Origin of the sequence: Arthrobacter sp. Soil782 (genome assembly GCF_001428435.1) — a bacterium.
Classification (GTDB): Bacteria; Actinomycetota; Actinomycetes; order Actinomycetales; family Micrococcaceae; genus Arthrobacter_D; species Arthrobacter_D parietis.
Genome location: NZ_LMSO01000001.1, coordinates 1,308,382 through 1,333,659, shown reverse-complemented (window position 1 = coordinate 1,333,659; position 25,278 = coordinate 1,308,382). Strand labels below are relative to the sequence as shown.

The window sequence follows — 25,278 nt, the reverse complement described above, 5'->3', positions numbered from 1 at the left end:
GCGGTGACACACTATAGGGACCACGATCAAGGAGTGCACATGTCAGACCTGGGCCGACAGGCGCGGAAGGTTGCAGACGGAGCCGAAGACGCAGCTGATTCCAAGCCGTTCATCATCGCTGCCCGTGCAGGGTATGTCGCGGCAGGCCTGCTGCACATCCTCATCGGCGTGATTGCTGTGCGCGTTGCCTCGGGAGGATCAGGCAGCCCCGATCAGGCCGGGGCCATGTCATCGCTCGCCAGCACGCCGTTCGGCGGAATCCTGCTGTGGGCCTGTGCAATCGGGTGCTGTGCCCTTGCGCTGTTCCTGCTGAGCGAGGTGTTCTTTCCGCCGCAGCGCCTCGACGGCAAGGAGGATGTCATCTACCGGCTGAAAAACGGTGGAAAAGCCGTGGTGTATGCGGCAATCGGAATCGGGTTTGCCCAGTACGCGCTGGGCGGAGGAGGAGGCGGCTCAACCCAGTCGACCAGTGCGGCCCTGATGGCGAGCCCCGCCGGGCCGGCGCTCCTGCTCGCGATCGGCGTCGGTATTCTCATTGTGGCGGGGTACTTCGTCTACAGCGGCGTCACCCAGAAGTTCGAAGAGCATCTGTCGGGCAAGCCATCCGGCTCGACAGGCAAGGCCATCACCACGCTGGGGACCATCGGCTATGTCGCCAAGGGGATCGCGCTGGGCGTGCTGGGCATTCTGGTCATCACCGCGACCGTCACACACGACCCGGAAAAGTCGAGCGGGTTGGACGGCGCACTCAAGTCACTGCAGGAGCAGCCCTTCGGCGTCTACATCCTGGGCGCGGTTGCACTGGGGCTGATCGCGTACGGCGTCTTCATGGTGGTGCGCTCCCGTTACCAGCGCATGTGAGTACGGGGGCTTCGTGCTTACAGCCCCAACCTCGGAGCCTCGATGGCGGGGCAGGTGTTCATGACAACGTCCAGTCCTGCATCAGCCGCCCGCTGGGCCGCCGCCTCGTCGATCACTCCGAGCTGCAGCCAGACCGCCTTGGCACCCACAGCAATTGCGTCATCGACCACCGCCCCCACCCGTTGGCTGTTCACAAAGCAGTCAACGACGTCGACCTCCCCCGGCACGTCCGCCAACCGTTTGTATCCGGTGCGGCCGTAGACGTCGTCGCCTTTCAGGCTGACCGGAACAACCTCCATTCCGAGCTGGTGGATCAGGAAGCGCGATACCCCCATAGCGGCCCGCCGCGGATTGTTCGAGAGCCCGACGACGGCCCAGCGCGCCGGAGTGGTCAGCAGCCGTTTGATGGTGGCTGGGTCATTGGAGTGCGGCATGAGGGGCTCCTTCTCAGGCGGGCTGCAGGTTACGGGCGCCAGCATTCTGCGCGGGCGCCGGATGCCCGCGGAATGTTTTCCGATAAGCGGCCGGTGACGTGCCCAGTGCACGCTGGAAGTGATGGCGCAGGAGTACCGCCTGCCCGAAGCCGGTGTCGCGGGCGATGGTTTCGATCCCGAGGTCGGATTCCTCCAGCAGGGTCTGCGCGCGAAGGACCCGTTGCGCTGTGAGCCAGGCCGCCGGCGTCGTGCCCGTTTCCGCCTTGAAGCGTCGTGCGAAGGTTCGTTCCGACATGTGGGCGCGGGCGGCGAGGGCGCTGACGGAGTGTTCCTCGTCAAGGTGTTCGTCCATCCAGACGAGGATGTTCTCCAGGGTGTCGCACTGTGCCACGGAGATGGGACGGTCGATGTACTGAGCCTGCCCGCCGGCGCGGTGGGGCGGGACCACCATGGACCGGGCGATGCTCGTGGCCGCGGCGGCTCCCAGTTCGGTGCGCACCAGGTGTAGGCAGGCGTCGATTCCCGCGGCTGTTCCGGCGCTGGTGATGATGGTGCCGTCCTGGACGTAGAGCACGTTCTCATCAACGTGAATCTCGGGATACTGCTCGGCAAGCCGCTGTGCGTGGAGCCAGTGCGTGGTTGCCCGGCGGCCGTTGAGGAGTCCCGCTTCCGCCAACGCAAAGGCTCCGCTGCAGACTGACAGTACCCAGGCGCCGCGCCGGTGGGCCGACTGAAGTGCCCGGTGTACTTCTTGTTGTCCCGGTGCATCGATTCCGAACGGCGGCATGATCACCAGATCCGCTGTTTCGAGAGCTGCGAGGTCCTGCTCCACGGAAATGGAGAAACCCAGGCCCGTGGGAACGAGGCCGGGCGAGGGCGTGCAGATCGAGAAGTCGAAGGCCGGTATGCCCACTCCGCGTGTGGAGCGGTCAACACCGAACACCTCGCACGCGACCCCGAACTCGAAGGGCGTCACTCCTGGAAGCGCGACGACGGCGACCTTCTTCAGCATGCACCCAGTGTGGCAGGTTTGTGCCCGATAGTTAAGATCCAGCCACGCTAAAGTTGCGGTGCCTTGCGGGCGACGAACCGTCGGATCCAATCGACCGTTTCGGGGTGGTCGAGGTGGAAGCCGTGCCGTCCATTCACGATCTTGACCAGCATGGAGTGCGGAATGAGTTCGCGGAGGGCCAGTGCGTTGTCCAGCGGGGTGAGCCGATCGTCGGTGCCATGAAGGATGAGCGTCGGTGCCTGGACGGAGCCCAGGAGGTTCCGCGCGTCGTGCTCTGTGCTTGCACGGAAGTGCCGGCGTTTGGCCTGCTTCGATGCCCGTAACGTGAAGAAGGTCCGCACGGCCGAGCTGTGCGCGGCTGCCCAGTCCGCGTCGAAGAAGAGCGGTTCGAGCCGGGCTGGGTCTCCGCTGGTGAGCGCCCGGGTGGCATCGGGATCACGGTTCTTCCCAAGGAATCCGCCCGCGGAGGTGGCGGCGAGAATGATGGCGCCCACCCGGTCCGGATGGTCGATGGCGAGCCACTGCGCTACACGGCCTCCCATGGAGTGCCCATAGATGTGCGCGCGTTCCACACCGGCGGCGTCGAGGACGGCCAGGGCGTCGGCGGCGAAGTCCCTCGTGCTGAGGTGGCCGGTGGGGCCGTCGTCGCTTGTGCCGACCCCTCGATGGTCAAAGCGGATGACCCGGAACGTCTCGGCCAGGCTGGGAACGATCGGTTCCCAGCCTGTCAGCGCTGTGGCCTGGCCGGCGATGAGCAGGAGCGGACTTCCGGAGCCGTCCGACCGCCAGGCCAGACGGGTGCCGTCCGAGGTGACCGCGAAGTCCACGGGCCGCTACGGTCAGTCGGTGATGGTCGACGGCGGTGTGCCCAGCTTGTCCAGATCCTCCCAAAACGACGGCGGCACTTCCGTTTGCCGCGCTTGCTCGAGTTGGTCGATGCGCTTGGTGGATGAGAGGCCGACGATGGTGGAGTCGACCAGGGGTGAACGCAGGGAGAAGTGGAGTGCCGCAGTCGGGAGGTCGATTCCGTGTTCGGTGCAGAGGCTCTCGATCCGGGCAACCCATTCGAGGAGTTCCGGCGGCGAATCGCTGTAGGCGTAGGCGGCACCGCTGGCGGACCCGCGAGCGAGGAGTCCGCCGCCGAAGGGCGCAGCGTTGAACACGCCCATCCCCTGCTCCGCTGCCTCTTCGATGAGCGGGAGTGCGCTTCGGTCAACCAGTGTGAACCGGTTGTGGGTGAGGAGGACATCGAACGCTCCGGTGGCGACGTACTGCCGCATCAGGCTGACTGTTCCTGCGGCGATGCCGATGGCGTCGACCAGCCCCTCTTCCTTGAGTTCGAGCATTCCGGCGATTGCACCGCCCGGCGCTGCCGCCTCCTCGAAGGTGATGGAGTAAGGGTCATGCAGGTGCAGCAGCTGTAGCTGGTCCGCTCCGAGCCGCCCGCAGCTCTCCTCGAAGGACTGCCGGACGCGGTCCCGGTCGAAGGACCCGGTCGTGGGATCCTGGTCAGCCTTGGTGACAACAGACCTGCCTTCGGCTGTGCCGCCTTTCGCCAACGCCAAGCCCAGAACTGCCTCGCTTCTGCCCTTTGCATAGTTGTTGGAGGTGTCGATGAGTGAGTAGGGTCCGTGCAGCATGGCCTGGGCAAGTTCGACGGCGGCCGCCTCCCCCGGATCTCCGGCGCTGGTTCCGGCGCCGAGCGATGAGGTGCCGAGCGTGATGGGACTCGTGAGGAGGCCGGTACCGCCCAGCGGCCGGGGATCGACGGTGTGTTGCATCTGTTCGTGCACAGTGTCTCCGTTTCACGGGTCGAGGTGTTGGCTGGGACTCTGCTTAGGAACTTACCGCGAAAGGCCGGAGTTCCGGTCAGAATTTCCGTCGGTGAGGTCACATATGCTTCCGTAAGAACCCCGTCGACTGGAGAACCGTGGCCGAGCTTCGCGTCTTTGTACCCACTCCCCTGCCCGAGCCCCTCTGCGAGCTGATCGAAGAGCTGGAGCCGCGCATCGAATTGGTGCGGGACCAGTCACTGCTGCCTCCTCAGCTCTACGCGGGCGACCATCAGGGCGCCAGGGACTTCCGGCGGACGCCATCTCAGCAGACAAAGTACGAGCGCCTCATTGACAGTGCGGAGGCCCTGTATGGCGTGCCCGGCCAGTCGGGGCAGGAATTGCGCCGGACTGCCCGTGCCAACCCGCGCCTTCGGTGGGTCCACACCACTCCGGCTGGCGGCGGCAGCCAGGTGAAGGCGGCGCAGCTCACTCCGGATGAGCTGGAGCGCATCACATTCACCACTTCAGGCGGCGTGCACGCCGAACCGCTGGCCGAGTTCGCAGTGTTCGGCGTCCTTGCCGGCGCGCAGGGCGTGCCCCAGTTACTGGAGGATCAGCGCAACCGCGTCTGGGGAGCACGGCGCCCGGTGCCGCTGGTGGCAAACCAGCGTGTCGCCGTCGTCGGGCTGGGCGGAATCGGGCGCGCGGTGGCGCGCAAGCTGAGTGCGCTGGGAGCCGACGTCGTGGGTGTGCATCGACGCGACGTCGACGCGGAAGGTGTCTCAGGCATCGTCCCGCCGGAGCGCCTTGGCGCTCTTCTTCCGGACGTTGACGCCGTGGTTTTGTGCCTGCCCGCCACCGAATCGACCCACCACATGCTCAGCCGCGAGCTGTTGGAGCAGGTGAAGGAGGGGATCACCGTAGTGAACGTCGGCCGAGGCGTCACCGTGGACGAGGAAGCGCTCATCGGGGCGCTCAGGGACGGGCGCGTCGGTTTTGCCGCGCTCGACGTTTTCGAACAGGAGCCGCTGCCGGCTGACAGCCCGCTGTGGAACCTTCCGAACGTCTTGGTAAGCCCCCACAATGCAGGGACGTACGAGGAAGAGGAACGGAAAATCGCCGAGCTCTTCGCGGAGAATGCCCGGCGACTGCTCGACGGCGAAGCGCTCCTCAATGTTGTTGACACTGTGGAGTTCTATTGAACGGGAGTCTGGCCCTGCGGGGTGCTAGAGCCACTTCTTGCGTTTGAACGTCAGATACAGACCGACACCCATCAGCAGCATCAGTGCAAGCGCGAAGGGGTAGCCCAGCGGCCAGTCCAGCTCCGGCATGAAGGCGAAGTTCATCCCGTACACCGTGCCCACCAGTGTGGGCGCGAAGAGGATCGCTGCCCAGGAAGAAATGGCCTTGACCTCCTCGCTTTGCGCAAGGCTCGCTTCGGAGAGGTGCCGCATTTCCTCGTTCTGCCGTTGCGTCACGAGGCTCGCATGGACCGAGAGCGCGTTCTGCAGCAAGATCCGGAAGGAGTCGATCCGCTCGATGATGCGCAGCACATGATCCTGCACGTCCCGCAGGCGGGGCTGCAGTTCCGAATGCATGCCGTGCTTCTCGGAGTCCGCCAGGAGCGCATCGAGCATCGGCCGCAACGGATGCGTGGCGCGCTGAAAGCCGATCACTTCGCGGGAGAGGTCATAGATGCGGCGTGCCACGTCAGGAGCGGAGCTGAAAAGCTCGTCCTCGATCTCGTCGATGTCGTTCTCGAGCCCCGCGACGACGGGCGCGTACTGGTCAACGACCTCGTCAAGGATTGCGTAAAGCACTGCCTGGGGTCCGAGTGCGAGTAATTCGGGCCGTGCTTCGAGTCGCGTTCTGACCTTCGCGAGGTTGGGCGATTCAGCCTGGCGGATCGTGACGATGAAATCGGGTCCGACGAAGACGTGCAGTTCCCCGAACTCCACCATTTCCTCGGCATCGAGATATCTGGCCGGCCGGAGGACCGCGAAGAGGGTTTCCCCGTAGCGTTCGAGCTTGGATCGCTGATGGCCGTGCATCGCATCCTCGACGGCGAGTTCATGCAGCGCGAACTCCTCCGCCACTCTCTGGATTTCAGCATCATCCGGCCGGTACAACCCAATCCAGGCCATTCCACCGTGATCACGCTTGAGTTCAAACGTCTGGTCCAGATTCTCCGGGTTGGCGGTTCGTTGGCCGTCCACATACACGCCGTTGTCAACGATGGCCACCGTGCCGTCCTTACTCTAGTCTGCTGCGCTCCGCCGCATTCCGTCCGTCGGAAACGGGGCTTAGGCGAGTTTCTCACAGCATCGGCGGCCGCTGCGGCACCCCGCCCGAATCTCGGGTGCGCGGTCAGCGCCTGCCGTTGCCGCCGTCGTCGTCGTTGTTGCTGTCGTTATTGCTGTACTCGGAGCTTCCCGGCTCCCAACGCAACACGTCTCCAGGCTGGCAATCCAGAATCTCGCAGATCGCCTCGAGGGTGGTGAAGCGGACGGCTTTGGCGCGGCCGTTCTTCAGGACAGCCAAATTGGCCGGGGTGATGCCGATGCGTTCAGCCAGTACTCCCACGGGCATCTTGCGCCTGGCGAGCATCACGTCGATGTCCACGATGATGGGCATCAGATGACCTCGTCGAGTTCGCTGCGCAGGTGTTTCGCTTCGGCGTCACGGGCTACGGCCTGGGCGAGCAACACCCGCAGCACCAGCACGATCAGCGCTACACCGCCGATCAACAGTGACGCACCGCAGATCAGCAGGATTACACCCGGAGCAATCTCGCCCGGAGCCAGGAGAACCGCGAGACCGAACACCAGGACCGACGCGGCGGCGATGGCCCCGAAGATGATGTCGACATACCGGAATGCTCCATCGGAGAAGACCGTGCCGCTGCGGACCATGGTGAGCAACTTCCACAAGCAGACGGCGCTCACCTGAACCGTCAGGATGCCGAAGACGACGATCGCGTTCAACGTGATGCGCAGCCCAGTGGGCACGCCCGACTCCTCGAGGTCGGCGGAGATCAGCGGGACCATCCAGAGCTGGATGAACAACGAGCCCGCAATGACCATCGCAATGACGACTTGCAACGCGAGGACGGCCAACTTTCCCATCGGGATTCTCCTTCGATTGATTAACAAGTATAATATATCGAGAAACGATAGGCGGTCAAACGTGGAGCGACCTTGATGCGACAAAGGTGCCGGAGATGTGCGGGAACGTAGGGACGTCCCCACGATCCTGCACACCTCCGGCACCTTTGCGTTCGAACCCGACCGGCTACTCGACCCGAATCACCAGATCCGCCCGGCTCTTCGTCGCCTCGATCAATCGCGCATTCGGCTCGTCCACCCGCTCTACCCACTCCGCCGCCGCAGCCGGACCCTTTCCGAACAGGATGTGCCGCTGGATCAGCCGGTCCAGCCGCAGGTTCTCATCCTGCTCGCAGTACCAGACCTCAGTGCACTGAGCCTGGGCCTCCCGCCAGTCCGGGCGATCGAGCAGCAGGTAGTTGCCCTCCGTGAGAATGGTGCGCACCGACGGATATACAACCACGACGCCGGCCTCGCGCGCCGATATGCGCTCAATTCGATCAACAAGTTCCGACAGCGTCACCGTGCCATCCTGACATGTGACCAGGGTCGAGAACGCCGGTTATGGGCAGAATGGTTCGCATGACAACAGCACTCATCCTGAGCGGTACCGGCCGGTATGCGGACCCCTGGCACCCGTTCGCGGAGACTTCCGCGGCCATCGCGGACCTCCTCCGCGATCACGGACTCACCGTGGAAACAGCCGCCGACGTCGACACCACCCTTGAAGGCTTCCAGGACCCCGCTGCCTGGCCGGATCTGCTGGTAGTGAATGTCGGCCTCCCGCGGGACGGCGGCGCTTCCCCCGGTACAGATGCCGCCCGTGAGGGCCTGGACGCCTGGGAAGCCGGCGGCCGTCCGCTGCTCGCCCTGCACTCGAGCGCCACGAGTTTTGTCGATTCCGAGTCCTGGGAAGCGGCGCTCGGCGGACGTTGGGTACGCGACGTGTCCATGCACCCGGAGTACGGCGCGGCGAACATACTGCTCGAGGGCTCCTTCCCCGTCGGTATTCCCGACTTCACTCTCGACGACGAACGCTACAGCTGGCTGCGCACCTCACCGGACGCCGTCGTTCACGCCCGCCACGAACACGAGGGACACCTGCATCCGTTGATGTGGTCGCTGGAGCGACCGGTGGGAACTGGATCCGCACGAAGCTTCTATGACGCGCTCGGCCACGACGCGGCGTCGTACTCCTCGCCGGAGCACCGCGAACTGTTGAAGCGCGCGGTGGACTGGCTGCTTGGCTAGGTCGCTTCCGGCAAGGTGAGGATCTCCGCGCCGTCGTCAGTGATTGCGATGGTGTGCTCACTGTGCGCGGTCCGGCAGCCCGTAGCGCTGCGGAGCGTCCACCCGTCGGCATCGACGGCCAACTCGGCAGTGTCCGCCATGACCCACGGCTCCAGAGCGAGCAGAAGTCCCGGGCGCAGCACGTATCCCCTGCCGGGCCGTCCGGTGTTGGCTACGTGTGGATCCTGGTGCATTGTCGACCCGACGCCATGACCCCCGAATTCCGTATTGATCGGATAGCCCGCTGCGCTGAGGACTGAACCGATGGCAGCGGAGATGTCGCCGATGCGCGCGCCCGGTCCGGCGGCGGCAATCCCCGCAGTCAGTGCACGTTCGGTGGCATCAATCATTGCAACGCTCTCCGCCGGCTTAGACTCGCCAACGATGAAGCTGATGGCCGAGTCCGCGACGATTCCGCGTAGGGAGACGGCGAGGTCCAGGGAAAGCAGGTCGCCGTCGGCAAGCGAGTAGTCATGCGGCAGACCGTGGAGCACGGCATCGTTGACGGACGTGCAGATATAGGCGCCGAACGGCCCGCGCCCGAACGGCGGCTCGTAGTCGACGTAGCAGGACACCCCGCCTGCCTCAGCGATCATCGCTTTGGTCCACTGGTTGATGTCCAACAGGTTTGTCCCAACCGCGCTGCGGCTCTTCACCGTCTGCAGAATGTTGGCGACCAGCGCACCCGCTTCCTTCGCCCTGACCAACTCGCGCGGATTCAGAATTTCAATCATGTAGATGACCCTCTCACGCAGCCGATGTCCGGGTGAACCGTTCCTTTGTTACGACACATATTGCGCCGGACCCTCGTGAAAGCGTTTAGTGGAATTCCACCATCCCGAGCGGCCGAGAGACCTGGATCGTTGACGCCGCAGCAACCCTTACCTGCTATGCAGGAGAACGGGTGCTACTGCCAGGAGCGATGGAGTTATACATGAGCACCGTTCTTCGAGCGCACCGTACCCAGGCCGCATCCACCGAGGGCAACCAGACATTGCCGCTGACTTTCTCTTCGTTGACCCGAAGTTTCGGGAGCGGAAGCGAGCAGCACGTCGTGCTTCGTGACGTGAATCTCGACGTTGAAGCAGGCGAGGTTCTCGCCATTGTGGGCGCCAGCGGCTGCGGCAAGTCGACCCTCCTGCGAGCCGCGGCAGGACTGGACGCACCCACCAGTGGTGCGGTACTCATCGACAGCACAGCAGTGGACGGGATCGATCCCCGCTGCGCCGTCGCCTTCCAGGAACCCCGGCTGCTCCCCTGGCTCTCGCTGCGCGACAACATCGCTATCGGCCTGCCCAGGGGAACCAGTTCCGCCGCGGGCAAGGCGAAGGTGGAGGAGCTTTTGGGTCTCGTGGAACTTGACGGGTTCGCCGGCCACCGGCCCCGCGAAGTGTCCGGAGGCATGGCCCAGCGGGCATCGCTGGCGCGCGCACTGGCACGCAATCCGGGCGTCCTGCTCCTCGACGAACCCTTTGGCGCGCTCGATGCCCTGACCCGGCTGAAGATGCAGGACCTCCTGCTGCGTATCCACCAAACCACGCCGACCACGGTCCTGCTGGTCACCCATGATGTTGACGAGGCACTACAACTCGCCGACCGGGTGATCGTTCTCGCGAAGGAGCCTGACGTCCAGGGTGCAACCATCAGCCGCGTGCTGGAGGTTCCGGGCGACCGTCCGCGCGACCGCGGCTCAGCCGAACTTGCCGCGCTACGCAGTTCGCTGCTGAGCAGCCTCGGCGTCGACAGCCACCAGCACTAACCGCGCGCCTGCGGCCAGTTCGCAGCGCCGTATCCCAGCGCGTGCGGCGCCCACCGTGCCGCCATGTTGCGCCGACACCCCAAGAACAAGCCCCCTACACCCGTCCCACGCACTCTCCGAAAAGGATCACCATGAAGAGCACCGCACGTTTTCAGTTCGCCGCCACCGCCGCAATCGCCGCCCTCGCCCTTAGCGGCTGCGTTGCCGGGGAAAACGCCGACGGCTCAGTCGGCGAAGCCGCAGCCGCGACCGGCGGGGAACTCACGGTGGACTTCGCCACCTACAACCCGCTGAGCCTCATCATCAAGGACCAGGGCTGGCTCGAGGCCGAGTTGGAAGATGAGGGCGTAACGGTCAAATGGGTCCAGTCCGCCGGATCGAACAAGGCCAACGAACTGCTCCGCTCCGGCGAAGCTGACGTCGCCTCAACGGCCGGTTCGGCAGCGCTGATGGCCCGCGCCAACGGCTCCCCCATCAAGACCATCGACATCTACTCACAGCCCGAATGGTCCGCACTGGTCACAACGGCGGATACGGGTATCGAATCCGCAGAGGACCTTCGCGGCAAGTCCATCGCCGCCACCAAGGGCACCGACCCCTATTTCTTCCTGCTCCAGTCTCTGGCCGAGCACGATGTTGATCCGAGCGAAGTGACCATCCAGAACATCCAGCATGCCGACGGCTGGGCCGCCCTCAACACCGGCTCGGTGGATGCCTGGTCCGGCCTCGACCCCATCATGGCCGCAGCCGAAGAAGACGGCGCCGAGCTGTTCTACCGCAACGTGGACTTCAATACCTACGGCTTCCTCAATGCCACGGAGTCCTTCCTGGAGGAAAGCCCGGAACTCGCACAGGCAGTGGTCAACGCCTACGAGAAGGCACGGCAGTGGGCCCAGGAGAATCCCGAGGAAACCGCGGCCATCCTCGCGGAAGTTGCGGGCATCGAAGAATCCGTGGCCACCAAGGTCATCTCCGAACGGTCCAACCTCGACGTCAACGGCACCCCCGGCCAGGCCCAGCTGGACGTGCTCGAGGTAGTCGGCCCGATGTTCGTCGAATCCGGTGACGTCGCAAGCCAGGAAAACATCGACGAAGCCCTCTCCACCCTTCTTGATGACACCTACGCAACCAACGCCGATCCGTCCGCTATTGGAGAGTAATGAGCAACCCCTACCTCACCGGTAACAGCGCAGTGCCCGGCGGCGTCGGCACCGGCCCCGCCTCGGTTCTCTCGCCGAAGGGGACAAACTCCGCGAACACAACGAACCAGAACGACGACGACGGCAGGCAGGGCAATGCCCTCATCCACCGCAACCCGCGAGGCAAGGCAGTCGCCAAGCTCGGACTGGGACTGATTGTTCCGCTGGCGCTGTTGGCGGCCTGGCAACTGGCCGCCGTCGTCGGTTTGATCAGTCCGGTCACCTTGCCGGCGCCAACCGCTGTCTTTGACGCCGCCGTCGATCTGATCCAGCGCGGGGAACTTCGCATCCACATTGCTATTTCGACCCAACGCGTGGTCATCGGCTTCCTGATCGGTGCCATCGCCGGTCTCGTTGTCGGAGCGTTTGTCGGCCTGTCCCGGTGGGTGGACACCCTCTTCTCGCCGACCATCGGCGCCATCCGCGCCGTGCCGTCACTGGCGTGGGTCCCGCTGTTGATGCTGTGGGTCGGGATCGGTGAGGACTCGAAAGTCATCCTCATCTCCATCGGCGCATTCTTTCCAGTGTTCACCACCGTGGCCATGGCGCTGCAGCACGTGGACAAAAACCTGGTCGAGGCAGGGAGGGCCTTCGGCCTGAACGGGCTGAAGCTGTTCACCACGGTGCAACTGCCTGCGGTCGTCCCCTCGGTGATATCCGGCCTGCGGCTGGCGCTCGCGCAGGCGTGGCTGTTCCTCGTCGCGGCGGAGCTCCTGGCGTCCTCGATGGGCCTCGGCTTCCTGCTGACCGATTCCCAGAACAACGGACGGGTGGACCGGCTGCTCCTGGCAATCGTGCTGCTGGCAATCCTCGGCAAGCTCACTGACGCGATCCTGGGTGTTTTCGAGAAGTGGGCTATCCGGAAATGGGCATAAGTGCCGTAGATTCCTTTGTTCACGGTGGCTTCACCAACGAGGAAGAGCGGATCGCCTTCTGGGAGGAACAGGCGCGGCGGCTGCACTGGTCCTCCGACTGGCATACGGCCCACACATTCGAACCGGCACGGCAGGGACCGGACGGCGAGCTGTCGGTGCCTCGCATTGAGTGGTTCGCCGGCGGCACCCTGAATGCCGCCTACAACTGCGTGGACCGGCACGTCACTGCAGGTCTGGGCGACAAGCCTGCCCTGTTCTTCGAGGGCGAGTCGGGAGACCGCCGCACGGTCACCTACTCCGAGCTTCAGGACGAGGTGTGCCGGGCGGCCAACGCCCTGACTGCCCTGGGGATCGGCAAGGGCGACCGCGTGGTCATCTACCTTCCCGTGCTGGTGGAGACCGTCGTCGTGACCCTGGCGTGCGCGCGTATCGGCGCCGTTCACTCGCTCGTCTTCGGTGGCTTTTCCGCCGAGGCGCTGCGCTTCCGGGTCGAGGACACCGGCGCCAAACTACTGGTGACCACCGATGGGCAGTACCGACGCGGCACCGCGGTGCCGGTGAAGGACAACGCCGATGCCGCCGTCGTCGGCAAGAACGCCATTGAACACGTGCTGGTGATCCGGCGGACGGGCAGCAATGTCGCGTGGACCGAAGGCCGCGACGTGTGGTGGCACGACGTTGTTGGCACCGCCTCCCCCGTACACGAGCCGCAGGCGTTCGACGCCGAGACGCCGCTGTTCATCATGTACACCTCCGGCACCACCGGCAAGCCGAAGGGCCTGGTGCACAGCACCGGCGGTTACCTGACGCAGGCGTCGTGGAGTTACGAGTTTCTCTTCAGTGACCCGGATCCCGCGGGCCGCGTGAACGACGTCCACTGGTGCACCGCCGACCTCGCGTGGGTCACGGCACACACCTACGAGATCTACGGTCCACTCTCCAACGGTGCCACTCAGGTGATCTTCGAGGGCACACCGAACACCCCGCATCCCGGGCGGCACTTCGAGATCATCGAACGCTACGGCGTCACCAGCTATTACACGGCGCCCACGCTGATCCGTTCGCTGATGGGCTGGTTTCCCGACGGCGTTCCGTCCTCCTATGACCGTTCTTCCATCAAAGTCCTGGGCACGGTCGGCGAGGCAACCAATCCCGAGGCGTGGCGCTGGTTCCGGGAGAAAATCGGCTCCGGTACCGCTCCCGTTGTGGACACGTGGTGGCAGTCGGAAACCGGCGCGACAGTCCTCAGTCCCCGTCCCACCGATGTCTCCTTCAAACCCGGCTGCGCCTCACGCGCCCTGCCGGGTGTGAGCACGCGCATCGTGAACGACGACGGGGAGCCAGTCAGTCCCGGAGAGCAGGGGCTGATCGTGGTGGACCGGCATGGCCCGGCGATGGCCCGCACAGTGTGGGGAAATCCGCAGCGTTACCTCGATTCCTACTGGCGGAAGTTCGCTGCGCAGGGCTGGTTCCTTGCCGGTGACGGCGCCAAGTACGACGACGACGGCGACACCTGGATCCTCGGCCGGGTGGACGACGTCATCAACGTCTCCGGGCACCGGCTCTCGACCATCGAGATCGAATCAGCGCTGGTGTCCCATCCGCTTGTAGTTGAGGCGGGCGCTTGCCCGGTGGCTGATGCGGTGACGGGACATGCGATCGCGGCGTTCGTCGTCGTGCATGAAGTCGGCGGCACGCCGGCGTTTGAACAGGAACTGCGCAACCACGTCGCAAAGGCAATCGGGCCTATTGCCAAGCCGCGCGCCGTCGTCGTCGTGGAGGATGTGCCGAAGACCCGTTCCGGGAAGATCATGCGGCGGTTGCTGACCCAGCTGTACGAAGGAACGCCGCTCGGTGACACCACCTCCCTGCAGAACGAGGGCTGCGTTGCTGGAATCGCGGAAGTCCTCGCCGCCCGAAACTGACGGAAATTTCGCGCAGGTCCGGTGGGGTTCGACGGCGGTTGAACCCACCGGACCTGCACAAACTTTCGGAGGTTTGAGGGACCGTTCAGAAATCTGCTTGACTGTGCCCCGAGGTCATGGTTTCCACTGGTATCAGTCGGCCTTTCCGCCGGCTGGACGAGAGGAGCAGAGCGTGGCTTGGAGCACCCGCCAACTGGCGGAACTTGCGGGAACCACCGTCAAGGCAGTTCGCCATTACCACGAGCGAGCGGTTGCAGCGGGTGCGTGCTGAACTCGCCGTTATTCTGCGCCACCGGGCACCCATCGACCTTCCCGCCGCCTTCAGCACGGTGGCAGAAGGGCTCTCGTCACAGGACCGCTCGATGCTGATGATCTACTCGCGGGTGTTCGATAAGACCTGGCTGGACGAGCTGCGGAACCTGATGCTGAATGAGCCGCGCACCAGCGTGGATGAGGAGCTTGACGCGTTGCCCGCTGACGCGGACCGGCCAACCCGCCAGCGCCTGGCCGAGCAGCTGGCGCCGGGCATTCGTCGACAATACGAGACCTACCCTGCCTTGACTGATCTCCATTCGCACACCTCACTTGGAGCTGAAACAGCGAAGAGTGCCGTGACGCTCGCCCTGCAGGAGCTCTACAATCCAGCCCAGCTGGAGGTGCTCTACCGGGCAGACATGATCGCCCGGGGTGTCACGGATGAACGTCTCGACGCCCTCGACGCCCGCGGTGACTGACATCACCTGATACCCGCTTTACCCCGCTTCTCCCGCCCGTCGTCGTACTCGACGCCGGTCCATACCGCTATGCCCTCGGGCGGCCAACAACCCTACAAAGACAAGGAAAAACAATGTCCGACCTCTATCAAGGCCTGCAGGATTTCGTGGCCACCATGCCGGAACTGCTTCAGCCGCTCATCATCGCCGCCGCCGCGGCCGTGCCCTATATCGAAGGTGAGGGATCGGCGGCGCTTGGCATCATCGCCGGCGTCAATCCCTTCGTTGCTGCAATCGCGGGCGCGGCAGGCAACATCATCTGCGTCGTGCTGGTGGTGCTGCTCAGCTCCCGGGTCCGCGAGGCTGCGGTCGCGCGACGAACCCGCAACGCCACCGGGACCACCCTTACTGTGGAGGAGCAGACGACACCGGAGCCCCAATCCAAGGACCGGCCTGGTGGCCGCCGCCGCAACGGGCCTGCTCACCGTGATCACCGGTTAGGCGGGGGAAAACTAACGAGGTGGTAAACGACGGCAACAATCTTGGAGCACGGCCCATACAGCTGGGATGATCGAAGGTGACCATCCCGAGCGGCACGAGAGATCTGGCTCACTGACGCCGCAGCAACCCTCGCTTTTTCTCCCAAGGACTGAAGGGTGCTACTGCCAGAGACGATGGAGGAAACATGGGCACTGACCGCGCTTTTGGCTTCCGCACCCGTGCGTTGCACGCCGGCGGAACCCCGGACGCCACGCACGGCGCCCGGGCCGTTCCGATCTACCAGACCACGTCGTTCGTCTTCAAGGACACCAACGACGCCGCCAACCTCTTCGCGCTGCAGAAGTACGGCAACATCTACTCGCGCATCGGCAACCCCACGGTCGCGGCCTTCGAGGAGCGCATCGCCTCGCTTGAGGGCGGCATCGGTGCCGTAGCGACGGCATCAGGCATGAGCGCCGAGTTCATCACCTTCGCCGCACTGTGCCAGGCCGGTGATCACATCGTCGCAGCAGCCCAGCTCTACGGCGGCACCGTCACCCAGCTCGATGTGACGCTGCGCCGCTTCGGCATCGAAACCACGTTTGTTCCGGGCACCGACCCGGCCGACTACGCCGCCGCCATCAAGGACAACACCAAGGCGGTCTTCACAGAGATCATCGCGAACCCGAGCGGTGAAATTGCGGACATCGCGGGGCTGGCAAAGGTAGCGCACGACGCCGGTGTCCCCCTGATCGTCGACTCCACCCTGAGCACGCCCTACCTCATCCGCCCGCTTGAGCATGGCGCTGACATCGTGATTCACTCGGCCACCAAATTCATTGGCGGGCATGGCACCACGCTGGGCGGCGTCATCGTCGAAAGCGGTCGGTTCAACTGGGGCAACGGCAAGTTCCCCACCATGACCGAGCCTGTCGCCTCCTACGGAAACATCCAGTGGTGGGCCAATTTCGGCGAGTACGGGTTCCTCACCAAGCTGCGCACCGAACAGTTGCGCGATATCGGGCCATCACTGTCGCCGTCGTCGGCTTTCCAGCTGCTGCAGGGCGTCGAGACGCTGGCGCAGCGCGTCGACGAGCACGTGGCCAACGCTCAGGCCGTTGCCGAGTGGCTTGATAAGGATCCGCGGGTTGAGTACGTGAACTACGCGGGGCTCCCCTCGCACGTGCACCATGAACGGGCGAAGCAGTATCTGCCGCAGGGCGCCGGCTCAGTCTTCAGCTTCGGGGTCAAGGGTGGCCGGGACGCGGGGCAGAAGTTCATCGAAGCCCTGCAGTTGGCGTCCCACCTCGCCAACGTCGGCGATGCCCGGACACTCGTGATCCACCCCGGATCCACCACGCACCAGCAGCTCTCAACCGAACAGCTTGCGGCCGCCGGCATCCCGGAGGATCTCATCCGGATCTCCGTTGGCCTTGAGGATCTGGACGACATCCTCTGGGACCTCGACCAGGCACTCGAGACTGCTGTTGCCGGAACATCCGAGCGCCTGGAACAGGCGCTGGACGTCAGCGAAGAGGAAATCGCCGCAGAGGGAGTGAAGGCATGAGCACGCAGGACCGCACCTGGGAGGGCCCGTCGGCACCCGAACGCCTGAATATCCTTCGCAACGCCAAGTCGATCGCCATCGTCGGGGCCTCGGACAAGCCGTCGCGGGCATCATACTTCGTGGCAACGTACCTGCAGTCGTCCTCGCCGTACCGGCTGTACTTCGTGAATCCGACAGCCACCGAGATTCTCGGGCAGCCGGTTTACAAGTCCCTCGCGGACCTGCCTGAGCAGCCGGACATCGTCGATGTGTTCCGCAAGCATGATGACCTCCCCTCGGTACTCGAGGAATCCAAAGCCGCCGGCGCGAAAACCCTATGGCTTCAGCTGGGTTCCTGGCACGAGGACGTGGCGCGGGACGCCGAAGCTGCCGGCATGAACGTGGTCATGGATCGCTGCGTCAAGATCGAGCACGCGCGCTTCCACGGCGGCCTCAACCTTGCCGGCTTCAACACGGGAGTCATCTCCTCGAAGCGTCAGGTCACCGCTTAATACGAAGGCGGGCACAACCAGCGTGGATGTGGCAGAAAGTTAACGATAGTGGTCTTTTCTGCCACTGTTGTGCCGCGGTGGTGCGGAGGACGATCGAGGTATGGAAATCGTCGTCGTACTGGTTCTGTTGGCCGCACTCACCGCGGCAGTCCTCCGCGTCGTTCAGGCTGACGGCAGGGGGCACAATCCAACGGTCCGCTCTCACACGGGCTGGGGAGATTCTGCTCTGCCGAGCCGCTCCTACTCCACGTCCAATTCCACGCCGGAAGGTGTGTGAGTCATGGAACTGCTCCTGATCCTCGGTATTACCGTTGCCGTGTTCGCGTACATCGGACGAACATCGATCCCAGCGTCGGAGCGCCTGCCGCTCTCGTCCTGGCGCGTTTCCGACGTCGCCCGGAACGCCTGGCTCGGCCTAATTGTCTGCGCGGTGCAGACTCCATTGGACCGCACCATGGAAGAGACGTTCCGCCCTAGTAGACAGTGACGCGCCGTCCGTAATGTTTCGAGACATATCCTTTGAGGAAGCCATATGCGGTCCAGCTCCCGCTAGGTTAGGGGAGATCACTGGCGGGCAGACGGGGCTGCCCCGCCACCTGGATGCTATGGAGTAACCGATGAGTCCCAGCACGGTTCCACCCCCTCACGCCGCGGTGAAGCGCGCTTCCATGCCGTTGCCCGTCTCCTTCGTGAGCCTTCACGCCGAGGGTGTGCGGGATGTCAACCTCGAGATTCGCGCGGGTGAAGTGCTTGCCTTTATAGGCGCCTCGCCCGGCACGGAGAACCTTATGGGCAGAGAGAACGACGGCGCCTCCCGCCTGCTGCGTGCAGTAGCCGGCCTCGATCATCCCCAGTCTGGATCGGTTCTGGTCGGCGGTGAACCTGTTCGCCGGACCGACGACCGCTGTTCCTGGACGCCCAGGGACGCCGCCCTGCAGCCTGCCCACTCGCTGCAGGCGAACCTCGCGCTAGGGCTCCGCAAGAGTTCCAGCGCCAGTGAGGGCAAGGCGAAGATCGCTGAACTTCTCGACCTCGCAGGCCTGCATCGCTTCGCGAAGCTACTGCCGACCGACGTCACCGCTGAGATAGTCCGCCGGACGGCACTGGCGCGGGCTTTGGCCAGCGGGCCGGGCGTCATGCTGCTGGACAATCCGTTCGCCGCCGTCGAGGGCGCTGCCCGTACCGTGCTGCATAACGTGCTGCAGACGCTTCACCGTGCCCTTCCGACCACCGTCCTCCTGGCGACCAACAGCATGGAAGAAGCACTCCGGCTGGCCGACCGTGTGGTGGTGCTCGGCCGATCAGCGGCTGAGGACGTCACCGGAGCCCTCTCCGTCCGGGAGATCCGGGACGGACAACGGAAGCCGCGCTGACTATTCACACCCTGTGGATGACTAAAGTCACCTGGGACCGTTCCCTTCTCCCTGGTTAGCGGACGAATAATGATTCCCGAGTTGATTGCATGGATGGGCGCAGGCTTCGGCGGGTGAAGCTGAACCCGGCGGGATACAAATCAGGAGCCGCTGTGTAAACTCGTAAGCACACTGACGGTCAAGCAATCGGCCCTCCATCAAGCGGGCACCAGCCCGCGTTGAGCTGTACCGCGTATTTCGACCGGCAGCGTTGGGAGAATGCCGTGCATAGCACTGAAAACTGGTTCAGATATACCGCAGGGGTTGCACTGATCATCGGCGCAACGCTCACCGCTGCTCCGCCCGCCAGCGCGGATCCCAACTCGGATTCTGGTCCTTCTCCATCAGGTCCTGCAACGGGATCCGACGTCGGGCCGCCATCTCAGGTTGGACCGCCCGACACCGATATCGAGCCGCGACGGAATCGCGATCGCGATGATGACGGCGAGCGTGATCGCGATGATCCGACGACGCCACCTCCCTCGCCAAGCGAGCCGCCGGCAACCGGGCCGGTGATGCCGCCGTCCGAGCCTCCGCCATCCTCTGAACCCGAACCGGCGCCTGAGCCTGCCCCGCCAGCCAAACCTGCGCCGGCACCGCCGGCCAAACCTGCGCCGGCACCGCCCGCTCCAGAACCCGCTCCCGCACCTGCCCCGGCACCCGATCCAGAGCCCGCTCCGGTTCCTCCGCCGCCAGCACCAGCACCAGCCCAGATCCCCCAGCAGTTCATACCTCCCGCACCGCCCGCGCCGGTGCTGACCGTGCCGATGCAGATTGCCCCGGCCGAGAAGCCGACGCCGGAGAAGACCAAGGACGCCGAAAAGGAGTCCGCTCCATTCGCGATGCCGCCCTATGCCTGGGCACCCATGTACGTGGAGCCGACAGAATCACCCACTGCCGCACCACCGGCTGCCGAAAGCGAGTCTCCGGACATCGCCGCAGCAAGCTCTCCACCGGTGGTCGGCATCAGCGCTGCACTGCTGATCCTTTTGGCCGCCGGCTTGGTTGTGCTCGGAAGACGCTCCCGCGGACCGAAGGGTGTCAGCGGCCCATAACGCTTGCGATGAACGGGTTAGTGAAAATCCCCTCGGGGTCCAGCTGTTTGGCCAGGATCCGGAAGTCCTGGAGCCGCGGATACAGCTGGTTGAAGTTGTGAGCTCCGGCGGTGAACACTTTCCCCCAGTGGGGCCTCGCCGAGAATGGTTCCAGTGCGGCCTCGAGGGTGGGCAACAGTGCCTCGACGGCAGGCTGGTCCTGAACCCAGGTGAAGTGCAGCCCAATGGCGTCGGTGGCGTAGCTTGAGCTGAGCCACAAATCGTCAGCGGCAACGGTCCGGATTTCATTGACCTGCAGCAACGGCACGATCTCCGCGCTGAGCTCCCGAACCGCACGAATAGCGTCAACGGCGTGCTCGCGGGGAACCAGGTACTCGGATTGAAGTTCCACGCCGTTGCTTGGAGTGAAGTCCAGCTTGAAATGCGGCAGCCTGTTGTACCAGGGACCGGCCACGCCCAGCTGCGGAGTACAGCCGATGGCCGGCAGCCCCGGAAGCGGGTGACGCTCATCCTTTGCAGCCACGGCACCGAACAGAGTCTCTTCAAGGGGCGCATCCTGATCGGCGCGGCGCTTCACCCATACCGAGTCGGCAACATCCGGATCCCGCCAGGTGGTGAAGACGCTGACGCTGTATGCGGCGCCGGTTACGCCGTCGAAATCCTGCAGCAGGTTCTCCAGCGGAAGCCGCTCGAAAACAGTCTGTTCCACCTCAAAAGCGGGCTCAACCTTCAGCTCCAGACTGGTCACAATACCCAACGCCCCGAGGTTGATCACAGCACCCTCGAAGTCCGGATCCCCAGCCGAGAACCGCACCACATCACCGCTGCCGCTCACCAGCTCCAGACCGACGACGGCGGCAGCCAGACTGCGGTTCCCCTTGCCTGACCCGTGGGTTCCCGTAGCCACAGCCCCTCCTACCGAGATGTGCGGCAAGGACGCAAGATTCGCCAGGGCAAGACCTTCCCGTTCCAATTCCCGCGCCAGCTCTCCGTAGCGGATCCCCGCACCGACGGTCACGGTCGAGCGGTTTCGGTCGACCGTCACCGGACCTGTCAGGGCCGCGGTCGACAGGAGCTCGGCCGTCCCGTCGGCGATGCCATTGAAGGAGTGCCGCGAACCCAGCGCTCGGATCGACGACGCACCGGCGACGATCCGACGCACCTCGTCCACCGACGTCGGCTCATGCAGGGTGGAAGCTCCATAGGCGAGATTCCCCGCCCAGTTGGTGCCGACGTCGTTCGCCATCAATGTTCTCCTCGCGTGAGTTGGCAGGACCTACTTTGCTGCGCTGGCGGCCTTGCGCTTGTTGAAGACATCGAAGGCTACAGCGAGCAGGAGCACCATGCCCTTGATGAACTGCTGGTAGTCGGTGCCCACACCCAGCAGGGACATACCGTTGTTCAGCACACCCATGATGAGTCCACCGGTGATGGCACCGATCACTGTTCCCACGCCGCCGGTCACGGCAGCGCCTCCGATGAAGGCTGCCGCGATCGCATCCAGTTCGAACAGATTACCGGCGCCCGGCCCCGCCGAGTTCAGCCGGCCGGTGAAGACCAGTCCGGCAAGGGCAGCGAGCACACCCATGTTGACGAACAGCATGAAGTCGATGCGCTTGGTGTTGACGCCGGAAAGCTGCGCGGCCTGGAGATTACCGCCGCGGGCGTAGATGTGCCGGCCGAAAACACTGTTGTTCATCACCGCGCTGTAGGCGACGGCAAGGATGCCGAGGACCACCAGGACAATGGGCGTACCGCTCCGGGACGAAGCCAGCAGGTAAGTGAGACCCAGGATGACGACGACGCCGAAACCAAGTTTCGTGAAGAACCATGCTGCCGGTTCCTCGTCGAGATTGAGCTTCCGGCGGGCCGCCCGGCCGCGGAGCTGGCTGAACACCAGCAGCGCCGTGGAGATGAGCCCAAGCCCAACGGTGGTCCAGTCCAGGATGTTCGTTTCCGGCGGGAAGAGGCCCGGGAAAAGGAATCCCCCGCCAAGCTGGCGGTACGCGTCAGGGAACCCGGAAATACGCTGATTATCGAGGGTGATCTGGGCAAGACCGCGGAAAAGGAGCATGCCCGCCAGCGTCACGATGAAGGCGGGGATACCGACGTAGGCCACCCAGAATCCCTGCCAGGCGCCGACCAGTGCGCCGATGGCGAGGGACAGGATGAGGGTAAGCCACCAGGGCAGACCCCAGTCCTGGATCATCACGCCGGACATCGCGCCGACGAACGCGGCGACCGAGCCCACGGACAAATCGATGTGACCGGCGATGATGATCATCACCATGCCGATGGCCAGCAGCAGGATGTAGCTGTTCTGGACAATGATGTTCGAGACATTTTCCGACTGGAGCAGCTGGCCCCCGGTCAGCACCTGGAACAGGGTCACGATCACCAGGAGGGCTACGAAAATGCCGATCTGGCGCAGCCGGCTGGTGAGGAAGACGAAGCCGTCCTTGATTGACGGAGGCGCCGTCTTCACATCGGCGTCCTTGACACTTGTTGCCATGGATTCAGTCCTTTTCCTTCGTCATGTGTTGCATGAGGTATTCGGGGGTGGCGTCGGCAATCGGCACCTCTGCCGTGATGACGCCTTCGGCAAGGGTGTAGATGCGGTCGCAGATGCCCAGGAGTTCCGGAAGTTCGGAGGAGATGACGATGATCGCCTTCCCCTCCGCCGCCAGTTTGTTGATGATCGTGTAGATCTCGTACTTGGCTCCGACGTCAATACCGCGCGTAGGTTCATCGAGGATGAGGACATCTGGGTCGGCGAACATCCACTTGGAGAGCACGACTTTCTGCTGGTTGCCGCCAGACAGCTTGCCCGTGATGGCCGATACTGACGGCGCCTTGATGTTCATTGAACGGCGGTAGTCGTTGGCCACGACCGTCTCCTGTTTGCCGTCGACCCACCCCAGGGAAGCGAGCTTGTCGAGCGCCGCACCGGAGATGTTCCGCTTGATGTCTTCGATCAGGTTCAGGCCGTACCGCTTCCGGTCCTCCGTTGCGTAGGCGATGCCGTGCTTGATCGCGGCGCCAACGGTATTGGCTTTGATCTCCTTGCCGTTCTTGTACAGCCGGCCGGAAATGGCTGAACCGTAGCTGTGGCCGAAGATACTCATGGCCAGTTCGGTCCGGCCGGCGCCCATCAAACCGGCAATGCCGACGATTTCACCCGCGCGCACATTGAGGTGGGCGTTGTCGACGATCACGCGGTGGTGCTCCTGGGGATGGTGGACGGTCCAGCCCTCAACGCGCAGGACTTCCTCACCGATCGACGGCGTCCGCTGCGGATACCGGTGCGCCATATCGCGGCCCACCATGCCTTTGATGATGCGGTCCTCCGTGACCGATCCGTCATGAATCCCCAGCGTTTCAATGGTCTTGCCGTCGCGGATGATCGTGACGGAGTCGGCGATCGCGCGGATCTCGTTCAATTTGTGGCTGATGATGATGCTGGTGATTCCCTCGGCCTTCAGGCCGCTCACCAGCGAGAGCAGGTGGGCGGAGTCCTCATCATTGAGCGCCGCCGTCGGCTCGTCGAGAATCAGCAGTTTCACGTCTTTGGAGAGGGCTTTCGCAATTTCCACCAGCTGCTGGGCACCCACCCCGATGTCCTGTGCGCGGGTGACCGGATTGACGCGCAGTCCAACGCGCTTCAGCAGCTTGGACGCTTCGAGGTTTGTTGCGTTCCAGTCGACGAAACCGGCTCGCGAACGTTCGTTGCCAAGGAAAATGTTTTCCGCGATGGAGAGGTACGGTGACAGCGCAAGCTCCTGGTGGATGATCACGATGCCGCTGTGTTCGCTGTCCTTGATGTCCCGGAAGCTGGCGGTCTGCCCCTCAAACACGATGTCGCCGTCGTAGGTTCCGTGCGGGTAGACGCCCGACAGGATTTTCATGAGGGTCGATTTTCCGGCGCCGTTCTCGCCACAGATGGCGTGTACTTCGCCGCGTTCCACGGCGAGGTCAACGCCATCAAGCGCACGGACCCCGGGGAAGGTCTTGGTGATGCCGCGCATCTCAAGGATGGGCTGGGTCATGACTGCCTCGCTTTGCTAAGGGTGTGCCGGACGAGGGGTGGCCACCGGCAGCAGCCACCCCCTCTCGTCCGAACGTGCTACTTCAGTTCTTCAGCGGTGTAGTAACCGCTGTCAACGAGCACTTCCTCGTAGTTCTCCGCTGTCACGATCTCTGATTCCAGCAGGTACGACGGCACAATCTTCTCGCCGTTGTCATAGGTCTCAGTGTCATTGACTTCGGGTTCTTCGCCGTTCATCAGCGCATCCACCATCAGCACGGCACGCTCGCCAAGCTCGCGGACGTCCTTGAAAATGGTTGAGTACTGCTCACCGGCGATGATCGACTTGACGGAGCCCAGTTCGGCGTCCTGGCCGGTCACAACGGGAAGCTCGTCCGCTGAGTATCCACCCGAGGTGAGGGCGGAGATGATGCCGATCGACAGGCCGTCATAGGGGGACAGCACGCCATCGAGACGCTCGCCGCCGCCGACGGTCAGCAGGTCTTCCATCCGGGCCTGGGCGGTGGCGGGCAGCCAGCGCAGGATTGCTGCCTGCTCGAACTCCGTCTGTCCGCTGGGGACGTTGAGGACGCCGCTGTCGAGGTACGGCTGAAGGGTATCCATTGCCCCGTTCCAGAAGAACGTTGCGTTGTTGTCATCAGGGCTGCCCGCGAACAGTTCAATGTTGAACGGTCCCTTTTCCCCTGTTTCCTCACCGTTCTCATCGAGGATGCCGAGGCCGGTCAGGAGGGACGTGCCCTGCTGGACACCGACCTGGTAGTTGTCGAAGGTGGTGTAGTAATCGACAGTGTCGGAACCGTTGATCAGGCGGTCATACGCGATGACCGGGATGTCCTGCGCCTCAGCGGTTTCGAGAACGCTGGTGAGGGTGGTCCCGTCAATGGAGGCGATGACCAGGGCTTCGGCGCCGCCGTTGATCATGTTCTCGATCTGGGAGACCTGCGTGGGAATGTCGTCATTGGCGTACTGAAGGTCCACTTCATAACCGAGTTCCTCCAGCTGTGCCTGCACGTTCTCGCCATCTGCAATCCAACGCTCCGACTGCTGCGTCGGCATCGCAACGCCGATCGTCGCTCCTTCATTGGAGCCGTCCCCGGCGGCTTCGTCTCCGCCGCCGCGGCTACCGCCGCAGGCCGAGAGCGACAGAACCAGGGCGCTGGCCGCAGCCACCCCCGTAAGCATGTTCTTCTTCATGATTTTCCTTCCTTTCCCGGGCACCGGTGCCCGAAAGATTTACTGTTCTCGGCGGGAACGGACGATTCCCGCCGCAATGGAATCCAA

At 64.1% G+C, this 25,278-nt stretch carries 28 protein-coding genes and 2 riboswitches; of the genes, 15 read left to right on the top strand and 13 right to left on the bottom strand.

The window, feature by feature from the left end:
* Positions 1 to 39 precede the first annotated feature (39 nt).
* Complete coding sequence (locus ASH00_RS06450; RefSeq protein ID WP_056546074.1) at positions 40 to 861, top strand: DUF1206 domain-containing protein; 822 nt, start codon at positions 40 to 42, stop codon at positions 859 to 861.
* Positions 862 to 878: 17 nt separating this feature from the next.
* Here ASH00_RS06450 and ASH00_RS06445 read toward each other — a convergent pair whose 3' ends face one another.
* The 4 genes from ASH00_RS06445 to ASH00_RS06430 are packed head-to-tail and all read right to left on the bottom strand — an operon-like array spanning position 879 to position 4,100.
* Positions 879 to 1,295 (bottom strand): CoA-binding protein, encoded by a 417-nt coding sequence (locus ASH00_RS06445; protein ID WP_056546072.1) that lies wholly within the window; start codon positions 1,293 to 1,295, stop codon positions 879 to 881.
* A 13-nt stretch (positions 1,296 to 1,308) separates the two neighbouring features.
* A complete protein-coding gene (locus ASH00_RS06440) occupies positions 1,309 to 2,307 on the bottom strand; it encodes a GlxA family transcriptional regulator (RefSeq protein WP_056546071.1) in 999 nt (332 codons plus the stop codon).
* Positions 2,308 to 2,354: 47 nt separating this feature from the next.
* On the bottom strand, positions 2,355 to 3,134 hold the full coding sequence (locus tag ASH00_RS06435) for an alpha/beta fold hydrolase (protein ID WP_056546069.1): 780 nt from the start codon (positions 3,132 to 3,134) through the stop codon (positions 2,355 to 2,357).
* A 12-nt stretch (positions 3,135 to 3,146) separates the two neighbouring features.
* A complete protein-coding gene (locus ASH00_RS06430; protein ID WP_235563173.1) occupies positions 3,147 to 4,100 on the bottom strand; it encodes an aldo/keto reductase in 954 nt (317 codons plus the stop codon).
* A gap of 137 nt (positions 4,101 to 4,237) precedes the next feature.
* Between ASH00_RS06430 and ASH00_RS06425 the strand changes: the two genes are divergently transcribed.
* On the top strand, positions 4,238 to 5,284 hold the full coding sequence (locus ASH00_RS06425; protein WP_056546067.1) for a D-2-hydroxyacid dehydrogenase: 1,047 nt from the start codon (positions 4,238 to 4,240) through the stop codon (positions 5,282 to 5,284).
* A gap of 24 nt (positions 5,285 to 5,308) precedes the next feature.
* Here the strand turns inward: ASH00_RS06425 and corA are convergent, their stop codons facing one another.
* From corA to ASH00_RS06405, 4 genes are all read right to left on the bottom strand, one after another.
* Positions 5,309 to 6,325: a magnesium/cobalt transporter CorA gene (gene corA / locus ASH00_RS06420; RefSeq protein ID WP_056546065.1), complete on the bottom strand. Its 1,017-nt coding sequence runs from the start codon at positions 6,323 to 6,325 to the stop codon at positions 5,309 to 5,311.
* Positions 6,326 to 6,449: 124 nt separating this feature from the next.
* Positions 6,450 to 6,716, bottom strand: a complete 267-nt coding sequence (locus tag ASH00_RS06415) for a helix-turn-helix domain-containing protein (protein WP_056546063.1) — start codon at positions 6,714 to 6,716, stop codon at positions 6,450 to 6,452.
* Positions 6,716 to 7,207 (bottom strand): DUF2975 domain-containing protein, encoded by a 492-nt coding sequence (locus tag ASH00_RS06410; RefSeq protein ID WP_056546062.1) that lies wholly within the window; start codon positions 7,205 to 7,207, stop codon positions 6,716 to 6,718. The genes ASH00_RS06415 and ASH00_RS06410 overlap by 1 nt, the downstream gene beginning before the upstream one ends.
* A gap of 166 nt (positions 7,208 to 7,373) precedes the next feature.
* Positions 7,374 to 7,709 carry a hypothetical protein gene (locus ASH00_RS06405; RefSeq protein WP_056546059.1) on the bottom strand — a complete coding sequence of 112 codons (336 nt, stop codon included), beginning with the start codon at positions 7,707 to 7,709 and terminating at the stop codon, positions 7,374 to 7,376.
* A gap of 59 nt (positions 7,710 to 7,768) precedes the next feature.
* On the opposite strand from ASH00_RS06405, the gene ASH00_RS06400 reads away from it, so the two are divergent.
* Positions 7,769 to 8,437 (top strand): ThuA domain-containing protein, encoded by a 669-nt coding sequence (locus tag ASH00_RS06400; protein ID WP_056546057.1) that lies wholly within the window; start codon positions 7,769 to 7,771, stop codon positions 8,435 to 8,437.
* On the opposite strand, the gene map is transcribed toward ASH00_RS06400, so the two are convergent.
* Positions 8,434 to 9,210 (bottom strand): type I methionyl aminopeptidase, encoded by a 777-nt coding sequence (gene map, locus ASH00_RS06395; protein ID WP_056546055.1) that lies wholly within the window; start codon positions 9,208 to 9,210, stop codon positions 8,434 to 8,436. The two genes, ASH00_RS06400 and map, sit on opposite strands and share 4 nt — an antisense overlap.
* Positions 9,211 to 9,306: 96 nt before the next feature.
* Positions 9,307 to 9,405, top strand: a riboswitch (SAM riboswitch).
* A gap of 5 nt (positions 9,406 to 9,410) precedes the next feature.
* Between map and ASH00_RS06390 the strand changes: the two genes are divergently transcribed.
* The 12 genes from ASH00_RS06390 (at position 9,411) to ASH00_RS16625 (ending at position 19,952) form a co-directional block, all read left to right on the top strand.
* Positions 9,411 to 10,235 carry an ABC transporter ATP-binding protein gene (locus tag ASH00_RS06390; protein ID WP_056546053.1) on the top strand — a complete coding sequence of 275 codons (825 nt, stop codon included), beginning with the start codon at positions 9,411 to 9,413 and terminating at the stop codon, positions 10,233 to 10,235.
* A 131-nt stretch (positions 10,236 to 10,366) separates the two neighbouring features.
* Positions 10,367 to 11,395: an aliphatic sulfonate ABC transporter substrate-binding protein gene (locus ASH00_RS06385; RefSeq protein ID WP_056546050.1), complete on the top strand. Its 1,029-nt coding sequence runs from the start codon at positions 10,367 to 10,369 to the stop codon at positions 11,393 to 11,395.
* Entirely contained in the window at positions 11,395 to 12,309 is a 915-nt protein-coding gene (locus tag ASH00_RS06380; protein ID WP_082565913.1) for an ABC transporter permease, read from the top strand. Before ASH00_RS06385 ends, ASH00_RS06380 begins: the two co-directional genes overlap by 1 nt.
* The gene (gene acs, locus ASH00_RS06375; protein ID WP_056546049.1) at positions 12,300 to 14,234 is read left to right on the top strand and encodes an acetate--CoA ligase; all 1,935 of its coding nucleotides are present in this window, start codon (positions 12,300 to 12,302) and stop codon (positions 14,232 to 14,234) included. The genes ASH00_RS06380 and acs overlap by 10 nt, the downstream gene beginning before the upstream one ends.
* Before the next feature lie 260 nt (positions 14,235 to 14,494).
* Positions 14,495 to 14,968 carry a hypothetical protein gene (locus ASH00_RS06370; RefSeq protein ID WP_056546047.1) on the top strand — a complete coding sequence of 158 codons (474 nt, stop codon included), beginning with the start codon at positions 14,495 to 14,497 and terminating at the stop codon, positions 14,966 to 14,968.
* A 113-nt stretch (positions 14,969 to 15,081) separates the two neighbouring features.
* Positions 15,082 to 15,474, top strand: a complete 393-nt coding sequence (locus tag ASH00_RS06365; protein WP_056546045.1) for a hypothetical protein — start codon at positions 15,082 to 15,084, stop codon at positions 15,472 to 15,474.
* 51 nt (positions 15,475 to 15,525) lie between these two features.
* Positions 15,526 to 15,628, top strand: a riboswitch (SAM riboswitch).
* A gap of 4 nt (positions 15,629 to 15,632) precedes the next feature.
* A complete protein-coding gene (locus tag ASH00_RS06360; RefSeq protein ID WP_056546044.1) occupies positions 15,633 to 16,994 on the top strand; it encodes an O-acetylhomoserine aminocarboxypropyltransferase/cysteine synthase family protein in 1,362 nt (453 codons plus the stop codon).
* Positions 16,991 to 17,485 (top strand): CoA-binding protein, encoded by a 495-nt coding sequence (locus ASH00_RS06355; RefSeq protein WP_056546041.1) that lies wholly within the window; start codon positions 16,991 to 16,993, stop codon positions 17,483 to 17,485. The genes ASH00_RS06360 and ASH00_RS06355 overlap by 4 nt, the downstream gene beginning before the upstream one ends.
* A 100-nt stretch (positions 17,486 to 17,585) precedes the next feature.
* Entirely contained in the window at positions 17,586 to 17,762 is a 177-nt protein-coding gene (locus ASH00_RS16860; protein ID WP_200954753.1) for a hypothetical protein, read from the top strand.
* A gap of 3 nt (positions 17,763 to 17,765) precedes the next feature.
* Positions 17,766 to 17,972: a hypothetical protein gene (locus tag ASH00_RS06350; protein ID WP_056546040.1), complete on the top strand. Its 207-nt coding sequence runs from the start codon at positions 17,766 to 17,768 to the stop codon at positions 17,970 to 17,972.
* Positions 17,973 to 18,102: 130 nt separating this feature from the next.
* Entirely contained in the window at positions 18,103 to 18,858 is a 756-nt protein-coding gene (locus tag ASH00_RS06345; RefSeq protein ID WP_056546037.1) for an ATP-binding cassette domain-containing protein, read from the top strand.
* A gap of 263 nt (positions 18,859 to 19,121) precedes the next feature.
* Positions 19,122 to 19,952, top strand: coding sequence for a hypothetical protein (locus ASH00_RS16625; RefSeq protein ID WP_157359016.1), 831 nt, complete (start codon positions 19,122 to 19,124; stop codon positions 19,950 to 19,952).
* Here the strand turns inward: ASH00_RS16625 and ASH00_RS06330 are convergent.
* The 4 genes from ASH00_RS06330 to chvE form a co-directional block, all read right to left on the bottom strand.
* The gene (locus tag ASH00_RS06330; protein WP_056546032.1) at positions 19,939 to 21,198 is read right to left on the bottom strand and encodes an FAD-binding protein; all 1,260 of its coding nucleotides are present in this window, start codon (positions 21,196 to 21,198) and stop codon (positions 19,939 to 19,941) included. The genes ASH00_RS16625 and ASH00_RS06330 overlap by 14 nt on opposite strands.
* A 30-nt stretch (positions 21,199 to 21,228) precedes the next feature.
* Positions 21,229 to 22,464: a multiple monosaccharide ABC transporter permease gene (mmsB, locus tag ASH00_RS06325; protein WP_082565912.1), complete on the bottom strand. Its 1,236-nt coding sequence runs from the start codon at positions 22,462 to 22,464 to the stop codon at positions 21,229 to 21,231.
* A gap of 4 nt (positions 22,465 to 22,468) precedes the next feature.
* Positions 22,469 to 23,998, bottom strand: coding sequence for a multiple monosaccharide ABC transporter ATP-binding protein (gene mmsA, locus ASH00_RS06320; RefSeq protein ID WP_056546030.1), 1,530 nt, complete (start codon positions 23,996 to 23,998; stop codon positions 22,469 to 22,471).
* A 77-nt stretch (positions 23,999 to 24,075) separates the two neighbouring features.
* Complete coding sequence (gene chvE, locus ASH00_RS06315) at positions 24,076 to 25,191, bottom strand: multiple monosaccharide ABC transporter substrate-binding protein (protein WP_056546028.1); 1,116 nt, start codon at positions 25,189 to 25,191, stop codon at positions 24,076 to 24,078.
* Between the last annotated feature and the right edge of the window lie 87 nt (positions 25,192 to 25,278).